Origin of the sequence: Hydrogenovibrio sp. JE_KL2, from assembly GCF_009296185.1 — a bacterium.
Lineage (GTDB): Bacteria > Pseudomonadota > Gammaproteobacteria > Thiomicrospirales > Thiomicrospiraceae > Hydrogenovibrio.
The window spans coordinates 147,484-164,343 of the sequence record NZ_WBJR01000002.1 but is presented as its reverse complement, the minus strand read 5'-3'; the positions used below and the strand labels follow the sequence as shown (position 1 = coordinate 164,343).

The window sequence follows — 16,860 nt, the reverse complement described above, 5'->3', positions numbered from 1 at the left end:
ACCGACTATGACAAAGGTGTCTGACGACGGGTTCGACTTTCTCAATACGGAGGATGCGGTTCCACCGGTGACGGATACCTTGAGTCTCGCCGATGCTTTTTATACAGCAGGCTTGGCAGACAGTTTGTCAGACGGGGTGTCCGGGTTTTATGCCTTATCGTCTCCGGTCGATGCATTGGCGGCTCGTCTACTGATGATTGACCGCGCGAAAACGCGCCTTTGCCTGCAATATTATCTCTTTAAGGAAGATATGATCGGCGCATTGCTGATTGACCGCTTGCTGAAAGCCGCCGATCGAGGTGTTGAAATCCAGTTGTTGTTGGATGACCTCCAAGGGGCTAGGCGCGGGGCGTCATTCGCATTACTGGCAAATCATCCCAAAGTCGAAATCCGCCTGTTCAACCCCAATTTGTTTCGTGGTCTATTCCGCGGATTGGTGCTGTTGTTCAATATGAAGCGACTTGGGCATCGCATGCACAATAAAGCGATGATTGCCGATGGTGAAGTCGCGTTGTTTGGTGGGCGCAATATCGGTACCGAATATTTCCTGTCGGATGAAGAGCGCATGTTTCTCGACTATGACGTGATGGCGTTTGGTCCGATAGGTTTTCAAGTCCAGCTGGCATTCGACACCTATTGGCAAAGCGATGAATCCAAGGCGATGAACCAGCTCGATACCGCACTGTATACCATCAAAAACCATCAGCGCAATCGCTGGCGCCATCAGCAAGCCATCTCGCATTTCGATGCCATGCCGATTGCCGAGTTGTTAAAACAAAGCCCTCTACAAAACTTTTCAAAGACATTGCCATTGGAATTGGCGCATGCCGATTTGCTGGTCGACCCACCGGAAAAAATCAATCCTTATTATGCCGAGAAATTGAGTTTGGCCTATCAGCTCAGTCATGAGATTGATGTGCAAACGTCTTTGACGCTGGTGTCTCCCTATTTCATTCCTTCGCAGGAAGGGCTTGATCGCTTTCAACGCTATCGAGAGCAGGGCGTGAAGATTCGGGTGTTGACCAATTCACTGGCCTCTACCGATGTGACGTTAGTGTACTCCGCCTACCAACATTACCAACAAGCCTTGTTGGCGATGGGGGTTGAGTTGTACGAACTGCGCCCTAAGGGATGGCTGAAAAGTTGGGCACAGGCGCTTCTTGCCAAACTGCATTTAGCGGACTCCGAATGGATGCAGTCGCATCAACTGTTTCAATACTGGCATCGTCATCAACTGTCTTTGCACACCAAGTTGGCGGTGATTGATGACCGTTATCTGTTGACCGGTTCTGCCAACGCCGATCCGCGCTCAAGAAAACTCAATACCGAAATGCTTGTCATCATTGACAGTGAAGCCATGGCAAGTCAGGAAACGGTGCAATTGGAGGCGGTGTTGTCCGGCGATATTTTCTACAAACTGGCGTTGGAAGACGGTGAAGTGGTTTGGCACTATGAAGAAGATGGACAACAAAAAACCACAATCAGCCCGCCGGAAGCCAGTCATTGGCGTAAAATAACGACAAAGATGATGGGTTGGTTGCCGATTGAAGGTTACCTGTAACTAAAGAAATAAGGAGAAAAACGATGCGAACCTTTTCCAAATGGTTAGTCGGCATCTTAGCGTTTGCCACCTTATCAATGGCGCAGATTGCGCAGGCGGATGATTGGCAGTTGAAAGAAGCGACGGATTTTTCTGCATTGAGTAAACAGTCCAAAAAAGACCATCTGCCCATTGCTATCCTCTTCAATATGACATTGATTAAGTCCTGCAAAGACCTAAAAGATAAGGCGTTGTTGCCGATGATTGAGAACGGGGTGTTGGATGGTTATGTGCACATGGTGCAAGTCACGGTGGACGCCGAAGACGAAAAAATCAAAGACTTTTACGGCGAGCCGGTGAAGCCCAAATTTTTTCAGGATTTATACAACGTCACGTCTATCCCCAGTATCGTGTTTGTGGATGCTGACGGCAATGAAATCGGTCGACGCATGACCAATTCCGGTGCATACGATTATGTGCCTTATTACTTGAAGCAACGCATCAACGAAGCACTGGCTGCCATGGGCAATAAAAAACGTTTTCCAGATTGATTAAAATCTACCAGGTTGGGGGTGAAGCATGGGCATGCATTGGGATTTTTCTTTAATACTCGGCATTGTGTTTTTGTTTGTGATTGCCCTGATTATGTACTTCACCAAAGGCCGCTGAGAAAACTTCCAAAATCTGCCAGGTTGGGTCAACCATCTTAGGCGTTCAATAAGTCAAAAGCTGGGTTGGTGGATCGACCTGATTGCCTTGCATATTGTTCAGACGGAACCACCCGGTGATGCTGTAACGCGATTGCTTTGTCGGCAACACCTCATGCAAGATCTCTTCACTCATAAAAACCGCCAGTGTGCCGAAATAAGGCGAAACCAGCGTCGGTTGCGTATCTTCTTCATTCTGATAAATCACCAATTCTCCGCCTTTTCCCGGCTGCCATTCCGGATTCAGATACAGCACAGTGGTGACGATACGAGTGGCTTGTCCACGGAAACTGTCATAGTGCTTTTTGTAGAAGTCGCCTGGTTGATAAAGCGCGAAGTGACATTCGTACTCGAACAACCCTAAAAACAATTCGCGGTTAAGGCGGAACTGTAAGTCCGCCATTTTTGCCAAATAAGCCTGCTGCGTTGGGGTGGAACTATCCAGCCATTTGATTTTGTCGCGGCGGATTTCTCCATTGAGCTGGTGTTCAAAGCCGCGACCGATGCCTGCGCGTTGCAACTCGCCCTCTCGATGATGCTCGTTGGCTTCTTCCAATAGGGCTTGGCAGAGTTCCGGTTCAATGGCATTCGGCCAGACATACCAACCTTTTTCGACCAGGTTGTCGAGCAGAGCTTCCATTTCGGTATTGGTTTCGGCGTCGACAGGGTCAAAGGGCACTGAGGCATCGGGTTTTGGGGCAAGGGAATGCATGTTGTAACCTTCTAAAAAACGCGTTGCACGCTTAGGTTGATGGGGAAGTCAGAGGGAAAAATAATACTGGGCACCTCTAAAAACCCGCGATGGATTCTGGCTAAGCCCCGAAGGGCGGGGCTTAAACCCAACTTCTTCGTTGTTATGGCCCTTGATCTTAGCGTGACTAAGGTCGGCGAGCCATGCCTAGAATAAGTAGGGTTTAAGTCCCGCAGAATTTCATCGGGGGTTTTTAGAGGTGCCCTACTGTTCCCCTGAAGCGAATTATCTTTCGCTTCAAAAAGGAAAGCAATCAAAATCTACCAGGTTGGGTTATTTGTCAGTAAACATCGCTTGGCTGCGTTCTTTGATTTCGTGATTGAGAATTCGGTCGTTTTCGCTGTAGTCCATTGGCACTTCGATGACATGTACGCCACCATCCTCAAAGCAGTTTTCGAGGGTAGGAATCAGCTCTTCCGCTTTATGGATGCGATGCCCGATAGCGCCATAACTTTGGGCATAAAGCACAAAATCCGGGTTACTCAAGTCCAGACCGAAATCTTCAAAACCTAAATTGGCTTGCTTCCATTTAATCATGCCGAAAGCATTGTCGTTGAGAATCAGTACCACCAAATCGAGTTTGAGGCGCACCGCGGTTTCCAGCTCGGCGGAGTTCATCATGAAACCACCATCACCACAAATGGCGATGACGCGTTCGTCTGGATTGACGAGCTTGGCGGCAATGGCAGAAGGCAACCCGGCGCCCATGGTCGCCAAAGCGTTGTCGAGCAAGACGGTGTTGTGACGATAAGCAAGGTAGTTGCGGGCAAACCAGATTTTGTAGATGCCGTTGTCGAGCGCGATGATGCCGTTATCCGGCATGACGCTACGCACGTCATGCACTAGACGTTGCGGATAGATGGGGAAACGGTCGTCTTCCGCGCCTTCACGCAGGTTGGCATCAATCAGAATCTTTTCTTCAAAGAAGTGTTGGAAATCCCAGTGGATTTGGCGCTCTATTTTCTCTTTGATTTGGTAAACCGCATTGGCGATGTCGCCGGTCACTTCGGCTTGCGGGAAATAGACTGGGTCAACCGACGCATTGGTGTAGTTGATATGGATGACTTTAAAACCGTCCGGTTTCATGAAAAAGGGCGGCTTTTCAACAACGTCATGTCCGACATTGATAATCAAATCGGTACTGCGGATGGCGGCATGGACAAAGTCGTTGTCAGACAAGGCAGCGCAGCCGAGATAAAGGTGGTGGCGCTCGTCAATGACGCCTTTCCCCATCTGAGTGGTGAAGAAAGGGATGCCGCTTTTATCGATGAACTGGCGCAGCATTTTCCCCGATGTTTTGCGGTTGGCACCCGCGCCGACCAGAATTAACGGCGACTTTGCTTTTTGAATCATCTCCACCGCCTTTTCGACGGCTTTATTCTCTGCAACTGGGCGGCGGTGAGTGCTGTGTTCGATAATCTGGACATCGGTTTCTTCAATGGCGATATCTTCCGGCAACTCAAGGTGCGTTGCGCCCGGTCTTTCGGTTTGTGCCACGTGGAACGCTTCACGAACACGTGCGGGAATGACCTGTCCGCTGGTGATTTGGCAAGAGTATTTGGTGATGGGTTCCATCAGGTTCACCACATCAATAATCTGAAAGCGTCCTTGTTTACTGCTCTTGATGGGTTTTTGTCCGGTAATCATCACCATCGGCATGGCGCCCAGATTGGCATAAGCGGCGGCGGTGACCAGATTGGTTGCACCCGGTCCGAGTGTTGATAAGCAAACGCCTGCTTTTCCGGTCAAACGACCATAGGTAGCGGCCATAAAGCCGGCGGCCTGTTCGTGACGGGTGATGATGAGTTGGATGGGACTGTGTTTCAGGGAGTTGAGGACATCAAGGTTTTCTTCGCCGGGAATGCCGAAAATATATTCCACCCCTTCGGCTTCAAGTGCTTTTACAAATAAATCGGATGCTTTCATTGATCACCTTCCTTTGGTGAGTTGCGTCCGCAACGTGAGGAACAACATATGGCCTTATCTTAGAACAGCGGAAATTTTTTTCAAGTTTTAGGTTCTTCATTTAAATGAATTGATTCCCATTTTGTCGCGAACAGGGGTATGATAAATTTCAAAAGTTGTTAATGAGAAGTTACGTTATTTTTGATACATTGTTGTTAACAAAGTAGACAGCGTAGGTCTTCAAGGAGGAATGAAATGTATCATCATCCGGGAAATCGTCCAGTGAATTTGAACCTGGCAGCGTTTCGTTTTCCTTTGAATGCCTATATCTCAATTTTGCATCGCATCTCCGGTGTGCTGATGGTCGCCGGTTTGGTGGTCGGGCTCTGGTGGTTGAACGAGCTCATTCTTTTCCCCGAAAATTTTTCCGATAACATGGCATTAAGCCGTTCTCTGTCCGGTCAGATGCTATTGTTTGCCTGGTTGAGCGCGCTTTGGTTTCACTGGCTGGCAGGCGCAAAACATTTGCTGGCGGAGCATGATTTTCTCGGACTCTCCAGTTGTTTGGCAAAGGCTACACTGGGGAGCAAGATTCTCCTCATGGTGTTTGTGGTCGGTGAAGTGATTTTCGCCTGGTTGTTTTGGGGAGGCGGCTTATGATGATGCTTTCCGGCGCTAAAGCACACCTTTGGCAAAGAGTCAGCGCAGTTTATCTGTTTTTCTACTTTCCATTTGCCATCACCTATCTCTCCCAGTTTCATTTTGAAAGTTATTCAGTTTTACAGTCTGTATTGACCAATCCTTATTTCACCTTGCCGACCTTTTTGGGGTTGGCGTTGGTGATGGTGCATATCTGGATTGGTGTCAGAGATGTGGTCATCGACTATTTGCCGCGCAAATGGGTGATGATGAAGCTGGTTGGTTTTGGCATTTTTTGGTTGGCTGTGATGCTGAATTTGATTTATCTCGCCATGACTCTGATTGGTCGTTAATTTACTCGTTGGGAAAAACACATGACAAACTTGGACACCATAGATACTTTTCATTTTGATGTGGTGATTGTCGGTGCCGGAGGCGCCGGCTTGCGGAGTGCATTGGAATTGTCCAAATCCGATCAACAGGTCGCCGTGGTGTCCAAGGTGTTTCCAACCCGTTCGCACACGGTTGCCGCGCAAGGCGGGATCAACGCCGCGCTTGGCAATATCACCGACGACAACTGGCACTGGCATATGTACGATACCATCAAAGGGTCGGACTATCTCGGCGATCAGGATGCGATTGAATTCATGTGCCGGGAGGCGATAGAGATTGTTCGTGAGTTGGAACATTTCGGCGTGCCTTTTTCCCGAACGGATGAGGGCAAAATCTATCAGCGCCCATTCGGTGGACAAAGCCGGCATTTTGGTGAATCACAGGCAACGCGTACCTGTGCCGCCGCCGACAGAACGGGACATGCTATTTTGCAAACGCTTTATCAACAGAATATCCATGCCGGAACCTCCTTTTTCGATGAATATTTTGCGATAGATTTGGTGCTGGACGATGAAGGCAATGTTGGCGGTTTGGTGGTATTGAACATCCAGACCGGACAAGTCCAGTTATTGCGTTCGCATGTGGTGATGATCGCCACCGGCGGTGCTTGTCAGCTATTCAAAACCAATACCAACGCCAAGATCAATACTGGCGACGGTTTGGGTATGGTGTTGCGTGCCGGATTGCCGTTGCAGGACATGGAGTTCTGGCAGTTTCACCCGACAGGCGTTGCTAACAAAGGGATGTTGCTTTCCGAGGCGGCACGGGGTGAAGGTGGCGTGTTGCGCAATGCCGATGGCGAAGCCTTTATGGTCAGGTATGCGCCGCATGTGAAGGACTTGGCGTCTCGTGATGTGGTGGCACGCGCGATTGCTATAGAAGTTAAAGAAGGTCGCGGTTGCGGGCCAAAGAAAGATCATGTGCTATTGGATCTGACGCATATTGATGCCGAGGTCATCAAAAAACGTCTGCCGGGGATTCGTGACATCGGTTTGACGTTTTTAGGGTTGGATATGTGCGATGCCGCGATTCCCGTGTATCCAACAGCGCATTATATGATGGGCGGCATTCCCACCAATTTGAAAGGTCAGGTCGTCACTTTGGATGAAGCGGGCGAACCACAGCCGGTAAAAGGGTTGTATGCGGTGGGCGAGTGCGCCTGCGTCTCGGTGCATGGTGCCAATCGATTGGGCGGTAATTCCTTGTTGGATATTGTGGTATTCGGGCGCGCCGCGGCCAAAGACATCGTGCATAATTTGGAAGCCAAACCCGTCGATCACTTCGATAAAAGTCTGGATTTGACGAAAGCGGCGGTGCGTTTGAACCGTTGGGCGCAACCGCAGGCAGAAAACCATAAAACAGAAACCATTGCTGAAATTCGCCATGACTTGCAGGTTGCCATGCAGGCTGGCTGTGGGGTGTTCCGCAATGAAGAAAGTATGCAATCTCTGCTGAAAGAGCTTGAGGTGTTGCAGGACAGATTGGAGCTGGTGCGTTTACATGACCACAGCAATGCATTCAATCTGGAGCGTCTGGAAGCATTTGAGCTGGAGAACTTGATGGGGTTGGCGACCGCCACGGTTTATTCTGCTTTGGCGAGAACCGAAAGCCGTGGTGCACACTCTCGGGTCGATTTCACCGAACGAGATGATGAAAACTGGATGAAGCATAGTCTGTATTTTTTGCAAAACCACCAGTTGCGTTACAAGCCCGTTACCATCAAGCCTTTAACCGTTGAAACCTTCCCGCCGAAGGCAAGAGTCTACTAGTTCGCAAGGAGAGAAGAATGGAATTTTTAATCGACCGTTTTAATCCCGAAGTGGACGACAAACCTCATGTACAGCGTTTCGTGTTGGAAGACTGTGATATCAGCGGAGATATGATGCTACTCGGCGCATTGGAAAAGTTGCGCGAGATAGACCCAACACTGACCTTTCGCAGTTCCTGCAAAGAAGGGGTTTGCGGTTCGGATGGTATGAATGTCAATGGACAAAACCGCCTGAGTTGTATTACCCGAGTTTCCGAGTTGACCTCGCCAGTCGTGATTAAGCCTTTGCCCGGTTTGCCAGTCATCAAGGATTTGGTGATCGACATGGAACTGTTTTACCAGCATTATCGTGATGTGAAACCTTACCTGCAACCAGCGCCGAAAGACTTGGATCATGAAATCCTGCAAACGCCTGAGGAGCGCGAAAAACTGGATGGCAGTTATGAGTGCATTCTCTGCGGTTGTTGCTCAACCAGTTGCCCGTCATTTTGGTGGAATCCCGACAAGTTTCATGGCCCTGCGGCTTTGCTGGCGGCACATCGTTTTGTCGTGGATTCGCGTGACATCACAACACGAGATCGTTTGGAAGCATTGGACGACCCTTATAAAACCTTCCGTTGCCGCAATATCCAGAACTGCACTGCAAGTTGTCCGAAAGGCTTGAACCCAAGCCGTGCCATCAATGAGTTGAAGTCCATGATGTTGGCGAAACAGCTGGATTGAATAGAATTGCCATGTACCAATTGCTGACCCCAACCTGGCAGATTTTAACCGAGGAATTGCAGCGAAAAGCACTGACGAACGCCTGCCGACGCGGTAATGCTGAAACCGAAATACTGCTGAAACCTTATGTATCCCAGTTGAAAAATGACGATGAGCGTACCTTATTTGCCCGGCTATTGGAACAGGAGGATCAAGCGTTGTTTGAATGGATGATGGACGAGTCGCAGGCACCGCAGGCGTTCAGGGGACTGATAGGTAATATTCGTGCTTATTATCTATCTTTGGGTGAAGACTGATTCTAGTGTGTAGTCCAAGCAGTTCAGATTGCTTAGGTTTTAGGCTTTTTTCTTTGTCAATGCGGCTCTGAGCTGCTTAAGCCAGTCCGACAAAATGGGCCTGTTCTTGCACTTTTTTAATCAGTTGTGAGGTGTTGGCTTTCGGTTCATTCAAGGACAAAGCTGCAACTTTGTGTAGCGCGACAAGATGGACGGCGGTCAGTTGCGAGTGAATGCTGAAGCTGCTGAGTTTGGTGAGGGTAACGTAATTAAGCGTCAGCTCCCAAATCTCTGGCGCAAGTTTAAAACGCGCCTTGAGATCTTTGTCGACCTGAGCTATGCGCATATTGACCAGTTGATCCAAGCGATATTCCCGCAAAAGCAACAGCCCGACTTTTCGGGCGGAAAACGGCAGGGCATTCATGTAGAAGGCTTCGACGGGTTTTTGGTTGACGCGATTCGACGGGTTTTTGGTTGACGCGATTCGACATCATTTCATTTCTCTACAAGTCAAAAGCCAGACAACGGGTAATTTGAAACTGTTCCAGTTGTCGTTGGATCAAAGATTGATCGGAGCTGGTCGGAAAATCAAAATCCAATGCATTACACTCCGATTGCTCCTTAGGGAGTGAGTTGCAACGAACAATGGTGGCTTTCAATTTCAGCACTTCGTCCGTTTCTGAAAAATAAAAGTTGGTCTCTACTTTTGAGTTCAATGGAAATCGTTTTGGCACATGGATGGCAATGCCGCAGGCGCTGACACTGGCATTTTCTTTTTCCCATTGCTTGGGTATTTTGACCGGTTGTAAATCCTTCAAGAAGTGCGAGTAGGCTTCCAAGTGCAAATTAATGTATTGCGCCAGATAGAATAAGGATTGCGCTAAGGGCACCTGCTTGAATTTAGGTTTTTCAAAGTTGGCAATGGTTTTATCGATGTCGAATTCAGTTTGAAAGTTGGTATTCAGTGCGAACTGTGTCGGTGTTGATTTTTGCAGGCTTTGGACTAAATTTTCCGCATAGACGAGAAACTTTTGGTTCATCGAATCAAAGTACTGGAAGGTTTTGGGAGCCGGTTCTCTTAGAGTGTTGATGCCCAAAAAGCCGTTTTGCAGATGGCGCAATGTCAGCAGTGTATTCGGGTTCGCCGCTGGACTTTTACCGATGCAAGCACCTTTGATTACTTCGCCGAAGGTATCAATTAAATCGACCACTTCAATGAAAACAGGTTCCAGAATGTCTCGTTGTTCCTGAATGTGTTTTATCCAGTGCCATAGATCCAGTTTGGATTTTCTTTTCAACGGAAGGCGGGAAGTAGTCAATGCCAAGACCGAAAATGTCTTTGTCTCGAATGGGTTTTACTGGCGAGATATAAATCTGCACCGGCATTTCTATGCGTGGGAAACGCCTGGCATCGCCATTCTCAAACCAAAAACCCATGTTGACTCGCTTTTATTGTCATTTACTGAAATTGTACAAACAGTTCGTAAAATTGTCTAACCCCTCAAAAGGGGAGAACACAAATTTTTACGCATTTGTATCAGTATAAACGGGAATGTTAGCCGATAGGGGATAAGTAGCGTTCGCGCTTTTTCGCTTTGATCTTATCCAACTCAACCAAAATCAGGCTGTCTATGCAGTTGTTGAAATCTGGATCGACGCTGAAATCAATGAATCGGCAACCGCCGGGGTCGCAAAGCTCTGCATACTGCTTGAATAGTGTTGGTACTTTGATGCCATACTCGTCGAGCAAGGCATTGAGCTTTTTGTAGGCTTCTTTATAGTCTCCGGTGAATTCGGTTTCCGCTAGAGTTTTGACTGATTCAGAGACTTCAAACGGACGTTTACCGACAGCAAAGTCCCGATCCGATCCGAATTGTTTTTTGTAGAAAGCGACGATGATTTCTTTGGCTTCCTGTGAATAGGCGTCTGACAGGCTGACAGGCCCAAACATATATTTGATATTTGGGTTATGGTTCACATAAGCGCCAATGCCAAACCAGAGATAATCTAGACTGCGTTTGCCCCAGTAGCGAGGTTGTACGAAACTACGCCCCATTTCGAGTGCTTGCGGCAGGATGGCGTCAAATTCGTCTTTCAGGTCAAACAGGGTTGTGGTGTAGAGACCTTTTTTGCCTTTCTTTTCCAGTATGCTGGCAACTTCGCCCATGCGATAAGCACCGACGATTTCCCAATCTTCTTCATCCCAAAGTACGAGGTGTTTGTAGTCGGCGTCATATTGATCCAAGTCTAATGCATGACCGGTGCCTTCTTCCACGGTACGGAAGGTCAATTCACGAAGACGGCCGATTTCTCGAATCACTGGAGAATCTGCATCATAGTCAAACAGGTAGATGATTTTGCCATCAGCGGTTTTGCCGAGAAGTTCGCCGTCTTTCAACGCCTTTTTCAGGTTTTTGCGGTCAACCGGATGGGCGATGGTTTCCTCAATTTCAAACGGCAGCTTTTTCGCCGCTTTCTTTTGGTTGTCGAGACGGTAAATATGCTTTCTCAGCAGTTGTGCGGCTTGTTTGTAATTGAAGCGGCTGTTTTTGATTGATTTCCAGGGAATCAAACCGCCAACATGAAAATGGATGGTTTGGTCGCTCTTATTGAACATTTCCTTCACCAGCATCAAGGTACCCAGTGGCTTATAGATAGTGGATAAACCATAGAAAAGCGCAGAGTTACGGGCGTCGGTATAGATTGGCAAAATAGGCGCGCCGGTTTTTTCTGCCAGTTTCAGAAAGCCGGTCTTCCACTTGCCGTCGCGTACACCGTTTGGACGGATGCGTGACACCTCACCTGCCGGGAAAATGATTAAGGCTTCTTCATTTTCCAATGCTTGCAACATGGCTTTGAATTGTGATTTATGACTGACCTTTTCAGACATATTGTCGACCCCCAAGAACAGTGATTGAAAAGGGGTGACTAGGTTAAGCAATTCGTTGGCGACGATACGTACATCCGGTCTGACAGAGCGAATGAACTTCAACAACGCCAACCCGTCCAGTGAACCGATAGGATGGTTGGAGATGATGATGACACGCCCTTCTGCAGGAATATGATTGAAAGAACGATTGTCTGTCTGGTAGCTGAAGTTGAAATGCGCCAGCGACTTGTCCAAAAAGGCGAAACCTTTCAGATGTTGGTTTTCTAAAATGAATTGGTTGATTTCGTCCTGATGGGTGATTTTTTCCAAGAAGCGGATCAGCTGTTTGCCGCCGAGTTTTTTCTCGAAGTTGGGGGATTTTTCCAGAATCGTTTTGCGTATGTCGATCATATCTTCGTGTCTAACCTTTTTTAGCTATCCGGCGAATTTTGACGGACTAAGGTGACACGGAGATGACGGAAATATGTGTGTTTTGTGAAATCTAGGGCGAGGCTATTGCTCTAGTGCGCAGCGCTTGGCAGGTTTTCCGGTTTCCATGAAGACCGCATTGGAACCTTTCATCCAAAAGCTGATGGAACCGGTTTGGTACTTGGCACCAGAAGCGGACTGTACCTGTGGCAATATCCATTGACGTCCTTGGAAATTGAGTTGGATCTTTTTGCCGATTAACAGCACTGTGAGCTTTTCTTTGCCGCAAATAAAGGTCTGAAACTGAGACGCTTTGCGAACTTGGGAGTCGAAGGAACGCACTTTGATATTGATGTCTTTTGTCAGCCCCGGTACATAAGGGTAAGGTTGAGGAGACAGCCAATTGACAGCGCCGGTCGTGGTGTCCAGAATTTGCGCTCTCAAATTGTATCTATGGCCGACCTTCAATTTGCGCTTGTCGTAGTGGATAGCGAAAGTCAGTGGAATCTGCCCTTTGATTTCATGCTTGTCCTGGGCGATCAGTTCAGCAGGTGCATCTTGGCGGCTGACATCCTCAAGCATGACCAAAAGCGTTTGGTTGCCAAGCAGAAAAAGGTTTTGGGTGTAGGTGACAACGCCTTGAATCACCACCTTATTTTCATCCAACCCGGACAGGGTGTTTGTCGCCTGCGTTTTGACTGCTTTTTCTTCAGGTTTGGTTGGATTCGCTTGGCATGAAGCGAGCGCAAAACCCAGCAGTGTCAGTAGGCTTAGCGAGAAGGGTTTCGCTAAAGAAAACATGGCGGTGTCCTTGGTCAGTGACTGTTTGATTTAGCCTGTGCAGTAAACTGCATGACAGGCATATTTCTATCAAATAATGTCAGGATGTCGTCATTTAACTTGAAGCGGGTAACTTGCCCGATATGCTTGAAAAAAGCGTCTTCTTCAGTCATGTCCATACACATCATTTTGGTTGAGCCGAGCTGAGAAAAGCTCAACTTGTCTTGGTGTAGAGTATAACTTCCGAAATAACGATTGCAACCTGCCGAACCTGAAATGCTTTTGTTCTGAGGCATGAAGTTCAGGTTGGTGTTGCCGGTGGTGGGGATGTTTTGTTCGAAAAACGCAGTGAGCTGCCAAAGGTGGCTGGCAAGTCGTTTTTCGATTTGCGCATCGGACGTGTGGATTTGAGGCGGTTCGGCAGCATGCGCTTCTGAGGTTGCAGGCGAAAATTGGCATGCAGCCAGCCAGGCTATCGATAACATCGACAACATTCCTGCAGACGCCTTAATGATTCCTGAACGCAATTTTCCTAATACCCTTAGAGTTTTTGAGTGATTTTGACAGTTTACTCATTGACCGCTTAAAGTCTATGTCGAATCTTGACTGTATGATTGAACTATTTTGGACTAGATCATGAAGTGTTTCGCCGGACAAGGTATCCGGCGAAAGGAGAGCATGGAGGAAAGGCGAGGGGTTACAGTGCCTGAACAGTTGCCAACACGGCTTGCGCATGACCTTCTGGATTGACACCGTATTCCGCTGACGCCAAGTTGCCATCTGCATCAATAATGAAAGTGGAGCGTACAATGCCCATTTTCGACACGCCGTTTTTCTCTTTCATTTGCCATACGCCATAGGCTTCACAAAGCTCACCGGAAGTATCGGCCAGCAAATCAATGGACAGACTAAATTTGTCGATAAACGCTTGGTGGCTGGCGCAATCATCCTTACTCACACCGAGCACAACGGTGTTCGCCGCAGCAAATTCGTTTGCCAAGGCGGTGAATTCATTCGCTTCGATGGTGCAACCCGGCGTATCGTCTTTCGGGTAGAAATAAAGCACAAGGTTCTTACCTTGAAAATCGCTGAGTGAAATGGCTTGCCCGTGGTGGTTTTGGCTGGAAAATGCCGGTGCTTTATCGCCTGCTTTTAACATGATCTTCTGCTCCTGAAATGAAAGGGGATGGGATAATTTTTCCCGAAACTGGATGAAGTTTACCTAAAAACCGAGTAAATTAGTAGGGTATTAAAACGGAAATATCACAACATGCCTCAAGCAAAGCCACAAACGAAAGCGAAGATGGATACATTGAATACGCCAAAACTGGAACAGGATTACACCGATTTGCCCAAAAGCTATTTCTCGCACGTGCAACCCGAGCCGATGGAAAATGCAAAACTGGTCTCGGTAAACCGTGCATTGATGACACAAATCGATTGCGACTTAACGGATGAACAATTGTTGGATCTCCTTTCCGGGCACTTGCAACAGGTGGGCTGCGATCCGCTGGCGCAGAAGTATGTCGGCCATCAATTCGGTGTCTATAACCCCGATTTGGGCGATGGGCGCGGTATGTTGTTGGGTCAGTGGCAGGATAACCAAGGGCAGGCATGGGACTTTCACCTCAAGGGTGCCGGGCGCACGCCCTACTCACGGCGTGGAGACGGGCGTGCCGTGCTACGCTCCACCATCCGTGAATACCTCGCTTCCGAAGCATTGAATGGGCTTGGTGTTCCCAGTACACGCGGATTGGGCATTGCCACAAGTGACGAGCCCGTGCAGCGCGAAATTGTCGAACCACGCGCGACCTTGATTCGTGTCTCCCACACTCATATCCGTTTCGGGCATTTCCAGTTTGCGGCATCAAAGGGCGCGGCACACATGGAAACCCTGCTGAACTTTGTGGTGCAAAAGCATTACCCGGCGTATCAGCAGGATTCTCTAGAAGACAAAGCTTGGGTTGTGTTGCATCAAGCGTGCATCAAAACCGCTAAGTTACTTGCCAAATGGCAAACCGTCGGCTTCAATCATGGCGTGATGAACACCGATAATATGTCGATTATCGGCGAGACTTTCGACTTCGGCCCCTTTGCCTTTTTTGATGATTTTAAAATCGACTTCATCTGCAACCATTCCGACTATGAAGGCCGTTATGCCTATAACCAACAAGCGCAAATTGCCTTGTGGAATTGCAAAGTGCTAGCTACCTGTTTTGACGGATTGCTCACCGAAGAGCAGGCTCAACAGGCGATGGAAGACTTCGTGCAAACCTATAACCGTGCTTATCTCGAAGACATGACTGCGAAGTTAGGGTTGGAGGCGGTTCAAAACGGCGATAAGGAACTGATTGGTGATTTGTTGGTGTTGATGGATCAGTTTCAGGTGGACTACAGCCTGTTTTTCCGTCGTTTGGCGAAGTGGCAAACCGACCAAGAAAATGCGTTGTTCGAGTTGATTCACCCGGAGCAATTACCGGTTGGCTTCAGTCAGTGGTTTGATAAGTTTAACGCTCGCGTCGAGCTGGAAAGTATCGCGTTATCGGTTTGGCGTGAACGGATTCTAAAAGCGAATCCGTCGATTGTGTTGCGTAACTACATCGCGCAGCAAATCATCGAAAAAGCGGAGAGAGGGGAGTATGCCATGTTGAATGAATGGCTGATTGCTTTGCAAAGCCCATTTGAAGAACACCCCAACCTGGCAGATTTTCAACAACCGCCACGCCCTTATCAGAAGGGTATGCAGTTGAGTTGCTCAAGCTGATAATTGGTTGTTGTATAATACAGGTTTATGAGATAAGAGTGTGCCTGTCATGTCATCTGTTTCGCTGTCTGAACCGCCACAGGTTACCAAACCGGAACATCTAACCCAATATCGAGTGCTCGGTGCTATCAGCATTTCGCATTTTTTGAACGACTTGATGCAATCTTTAATGATTGCTATCTATCCGTTGTTCAAGACCAACTTCAGTTTAACCTTTGCCCAGATCGGTTTGATTACGCTGTGCTTTCAGCTCACAGCCTCAATATTACAACCCTTGATCGGTCAGGCATTGGATCGTCGTCCCGCGCCTTATTCATTGGTGGTAGGGATGGGGTTTACATTCGGCGGTCTTATCACGTTAGGGTTGGCGCCCACCTATCACATGATTTTAGTCGGTGCGATTATGGTGGGCGTGGGGTCATCCATTTTTCATCCAGAATCTTCACGTGTAGCAAGAATGGCGGCTGGCAATCAACCCGGTTTGGCGCAATCTATTTTTCAAGTAGGTGGTAATGGTGGGTCTGCCGCAGGCCCGTTGCTTGCCGCATTAATAGTGATTCCAAATGGACAGAGTAGTATCGCTTGGTTTAGTGCTGCCGCTCTATTGGCAATGGGGGTGTTGTTTATGGTGAGCAGATGGTCAGCCGCCCAACACCGCAAACCAAAAGCGAAGCGTCAGCTGATGGATAACCACTTATCCAAGGCACTCAAGTTGTGGGTGTTGGGTGGGTTGTTGCTGTTGATGTTTTCAAAGTTTTTGTACCTCGCAGCCATGAATAATTACTTTATGTTTTATTTAATGCATCACTTTGATTTGTCGGTGCGTGTTGCACAATATCATTTGTTTATTTTTTTATTTGCCGTGGCTGCTGGTACCTTGTTGGGCGGGCCGATTGGTGATCGAATCGGGCGTCAGCGGGTGATTTGGTTATCAATTTTAGGCGTTGCGCCTTTTACCATTGCGCTGCCACATGTTGGACTGGAGGGGCAGTCTATTTTGCTGTTTATTATTGGGTTTGTGTTGGCTTCGGCATTTCCATCCATGGTGGTTTATGCGCAGGAGTTGTTCCCAAACCGAGTAGGTGCTATATCAGGGCTGTTCTTCGGTTTTGCGTTTGGTACGGCAGGGATAGGCGCAGCCATGTTGGGTCATTTTGCCGACCATTATGGCATTGAATCCTTGGTGGAATTTTGCGGATTTTTGCCATTGGTTGGCGTGGTAGCGCTTTTCTTGCCGGATTTACGCGTTCGGCCAGCCAACTAACCCCAACCTGGCAGATTTTTAATTGATTGAAAGCAGTAAGTGGTCTGTATCTA

The 16,860-nt window shown here is 48.1% G+C and carries 17 protein-coding genes; 9 read left to right on the top strand and 8 right to left on the bottom strand.

Annotated features, from left to right (window positions below; translation table 11 throughout):
- Positions 1–7: 7 nt before the first annotated feature.
- Together F8R13_RS05055 and F8R13_RS05050 are read left to right on the top strand one after the other, a co-directional pair.
- A complete protein-coding gene (locus F8R13_RS05055) occupies positions 8–1,561 on the top strand; it encodes a phospholipase D family protein (protein ID WP_152832247.1) in 1,554 nt (517 codons plus the stop codon).
- 23 nt (positions 1,562–1,584) lie between these two features.
- Positions 1,585–2,091, top strand: coding sequence for a hypothetical protein (locus F8R13_RS05050; protein WP_152832246.1), 507 nt, complete (start codon positions 1,585–1,587; stop codon positions 2,089–2,091).
- A 163-nt stretch (positions 2,092–2,254) separates the two neighbouring features.
- On the opposite strand, the gene F8R13_RS05045 is transcribed toward F8R13_RS05050, so the two are convergent.
- The gene (locus tag F8R13_RS05045; RefSeq protein ID WP_253806353.1) at positions 2,255–2,959 is read right to left on the bottom strand and encodes a 2OG-Fe(II) oxygenase; all 705 of its coding nucleotides are present in this window, start codon (positions 2,957–2,959) and stop codon (positions 2,255–2,257) included.
- Between the two features lie 312 nt (positions 2,960–3,271).
- A complete protein-coding gene (locus F8R13_RS05040; RefSeq protein ID WP_152832245.1) occupies positions 3,272–4,924 on the bottom strand; it encodes an acetolactate synthase large subunit in 1,653 nt (550 codons plus the stop codon).
- A 234-nt stretch (positions 4,925–5,158) separates the two neighbouring features.
- Between F8R13_RS05040 and sdhC the strand changes: the two genes are divergently transcribed.
- From sdhC to F8R13_RS05015, 5 genes are read left to right on the top strand one after another with little or no spacing between them, the layout of a single operon-like run.
- Positions 5,159–5,563 carry a succinate dehydrogenase, cytochrome b556 subunit gene (gene sdhC, locus F8R13_RS05035; RefSeq protein WP_152832244.1) on the top strand — a complete coding sequence of 135 codons (405 nt, stop codon included), beginning with the start codon at positions 5,159–5,161 and terminating at the stop codon, positions 5,561–5,563.
- On the top strand, positions 5,560–5,895 hold the full coding sequence (gene sdhD, locus F8R13_RS05030) for a succinate dehydrogenase, hydrophobic membrane anchor protein (RefSeq protein WP_152832243.1): 336 nt from the start codon (positions 5,560–5,562) through the stop codon (positions 5,893–5,895). The genes sdhC and sdhD overlap by 4 nt, the downstream gene beginning before the upstream one ends.
- Positions 5,896–5,916: 21 nt before the next feature.
- Positions 5,917–7,704 (top strand): succinate dehydrogenase flavoprotein subunit, encoded by a 1,788-nt coding sequence (sdhA, locus tag F8R13_RS05025; protein WP_152832242.1) that lies wholly within the window; start codon positions 5,917–5,919, stop codon positions 7,702–7,704.
- 17 nt (positions 7,705–7,721) lie between these two features.
- A complete protein-coding gene (locus tag F8R13_RS05020; RefSeq protein ID WP_152832241.1) occupies positions 7,722–8,426 on the top strand; it encodes a succinate dehydrogenase iron-sulfur subunit in 705 nt (234 codons plus the stop codon).
- Positions 8,427–8,437: 11 nt separating this feature from the next.
- The gene (locus tag F8R13_RS05015; protein WP_152832240.1) at positions 8,438–8,722 is read left to right on the top strand and encodes a succinate dehydrogenase assembly factor 2; all 285 of its coding nucleotides are present in this window, start codon (positions 8,438–8,440) and stop codon (positions 8,720–8,722) included.
- 76 nt (positions 8,723–8,798) lie between these two features.
- Here F8R13_RS05015 and F8R13_RS05010 read toward each other — a convergent pair whose 3' ends face one another.
- From F8R13_RS05010 to F8R13_RS04985, 6 genes are all read right to left on the bottom strand, one after another.
- Positions 8,799–9,125: a hypothetical protein gene (locus F8R13_RS05010; RefSeq protein WP_152832239.1), complete on the bottom strand. Its 327-nt coding sequence runs from the start codon at positions 9,123–9,125 to the stop codon at positions 8,799–8,801.
- A 79-nt stretch (positions 9,126–9,204) separates the two neighbouring features.
- Positions 9,205–10,026 (bottom strand): PilZ domain-containing protein, encoded by an 822-nt coding sequence (locus tag F8R13_RS05005; RefSeq protein ID WP_152832238.1) that lies wholly within the window; start codon positions 10,024–10,026, stop codon positions 9,205–9,207.
- 230 nt (positions 10,027–10,256) lie between these two features.
- Entirely contained in the window at positions 10,257–11,981 is a 1,725-nt protein-coding gene (locus F8R13_RS05000) for a lysophospholipid acyltransferase family protein (RefSeq protein WP_152832237.1), read from the bottom strand.
- Positions 11,982–12,083: 102 nt separating this feature from the next.
- Entirely contained in the window at positions 12,084–12,800 is a 717-nt protein-coding gene (locus F8R13_RS04995; RefSeq protein ID WP_152832236.1) for a YbaY family lipoprotein, read from the bottom strand.
- Between the two features lie 14 nt (positions 12,801–12,814).
- Complete coding sequence (locus F8R13_RS04990; RefSeq protein ID WP_216642597.1) at positions 12,815–13,264, bottom strand: META domain-containing protein; 450 nt, start codon at positions 13,262–13,264, stop codon at positions 12,815–12,817.
- Between the two features lie 212 nt (positions 13,265–13,476).
- Entirely contained in the window at positions 13,477–13,938 is a 462-nt protein-coding gene (locus tag F8R13_RS04985; RefSeq protein ID WP_152832234.1) for a peroxiredoxin, read from the bottom strand.
- Positions 13,939–14,049: 111 nt separating this feature from the next.
- On the opposite strand from F8R13_RS04985, the gene F8R13_RS04980 reads away from it, so the two are divergent.
- Both F8R13_RS04980 and F8R13_RS04975 read left to right on the top strand, forming a co-directional pair.
- Complete coding sequence (locus F8R13_RS04980; protein WP_253806352.1) at positions 14,050–15,543, top strand: YdiU family protein; 1,494 nt, start codon at positions 14,050–14,052, stop codon at positions 15,541–15,543.
- Between the two features lie 49 nt (positions 15,544–15,592).
- Positions 15,593–16,807 carry an MFS transporter gene (locus tag F8R13_RS04975; protein WP_152832233.1) on the top strand — a complete coding sequence of 405 codons (1,215 nt, stop codon included), beginning with the start codon at positions 15,593–15,595 and terminating at the stop codon, positions 16,805–16,807.
- Positions 16,808–16,860 lie beyond the last annotated feature (53 nt).

Excerpts from the sequence above, each read along its gene's own strand:
- F8R13_RS04990 (WP_216642597.1), bottom strand. The coding sequence starts at position 13,264 with ATGTTATCGATAGCCTGGCTGGCTGCATGCCAATTTTCGCCTGCAACC.
- F8R13_RS04975 (WP_152832233.1), top strand. The coding sequence starts at position 15,593 with ATGTCATCTGTTTCGCTGTCTGAACCGCCACAGGTTACCAAACCGGAA.
- F8R13_RS05000 (WP_152832237.1), bottom strand. The coding sequence starts at position 11,981 with ATGATCGACATACGCAAAACGATTCTGGAAAAATCCCCCAACTTCGAG.
- sdhD (WP_152832243.1), top strand. The coding sequence starts at position 5,560 with ATGATGATGCTTTCCGGCGCTAAAGCACACCTTTGGCAAAGAGTCAGC.
- F8R13_RS05015 (WP_152832240.1), top strand. The coding sequence starts at position 8,438 with ATGTACCAATTGCTGACCCCAACCTGGCAGATTTTAACCGAGGAATTG.
- F8R13_RS05050 (WP_152832246.1), top strand. The coding sequence starts at position 1,585 with ATGCGAACCTTTTCCAAATGGTTAGTCGGCATCTTAGCGTTTGCCACC.
- F8R13_RS04985 (WP_152832234.1), bottom strand. The coding sequence starts at position 13,938 with ATGTTAAAAGCAGGCGATAAAGCACCGGCATTTTCCAGCCAAAACCAC.
- F8R13_RS04995 (WP_152832236.1), bottom strand. The coding sequence starts at position 12,800 with ATGTTTTCTTTAGCGAAACCCTTCTCGCTAAGCCTACTGACACTGCTG.
- F8R13_RS05010 (WP_152832239.1), bottom strand. The coding sequence starts at position 9,125 with ATGAATGCCCTGCCGTTTTCCGCCCGAAAAGTCGGGCTGTTGCTTTTG.
- sdhC (WP_152832244.1), top strand. The coding sequence starts at position 5,159 with ATGTATCATCATCCGGGAAATCGTCCAGTGAATTTGAACCTGGCAGCG.
- F8R13_RS05020 (WP_152832241.1), top strand. The coding sequence starts at position 7,722 with ATGGAATTTTTAATCGACCGTTTTAATCCCGAAGTGGACGACAAACCT.
- F8R13_RS05040 (WP_152832245.1), bottom strand. The coding sequence starts at position 4,924 with ATGAAAGCATCCGATTTATTTGTAAAAGCACTTGAAGCCGAAGGGGTG.
- F8R13_RS05055 (WP_152832247.1), top strand. The coding sequence starts at position 8 with ATGACAAAGGTGTCTGACGACGGGTTCGACTTTCTCAATACGGAGGAT.
- F8R13_RS04980 (WP_253806352.1), top strand. The coding sequence starts at position 14,050 with ATGCCTCAAGCAAAGCCACAAACGAAAGCGAAGATGGATACATTGAAT.
- sdhA (WP_152832242.1), top strand. The coding sequence starts at position 5,917 with ATGACAAACTTGGACACCATAGATACTTTTCATTTTGATGTGGTGATT.
- F8R13_RS05045 (WP_253806353.1), bottom strand. The coding sequence starts at position 2,959 with ATGCATTCCCTTGCCCCAAAACCCGATGCCTCAGTGCCCTTTGACCCT.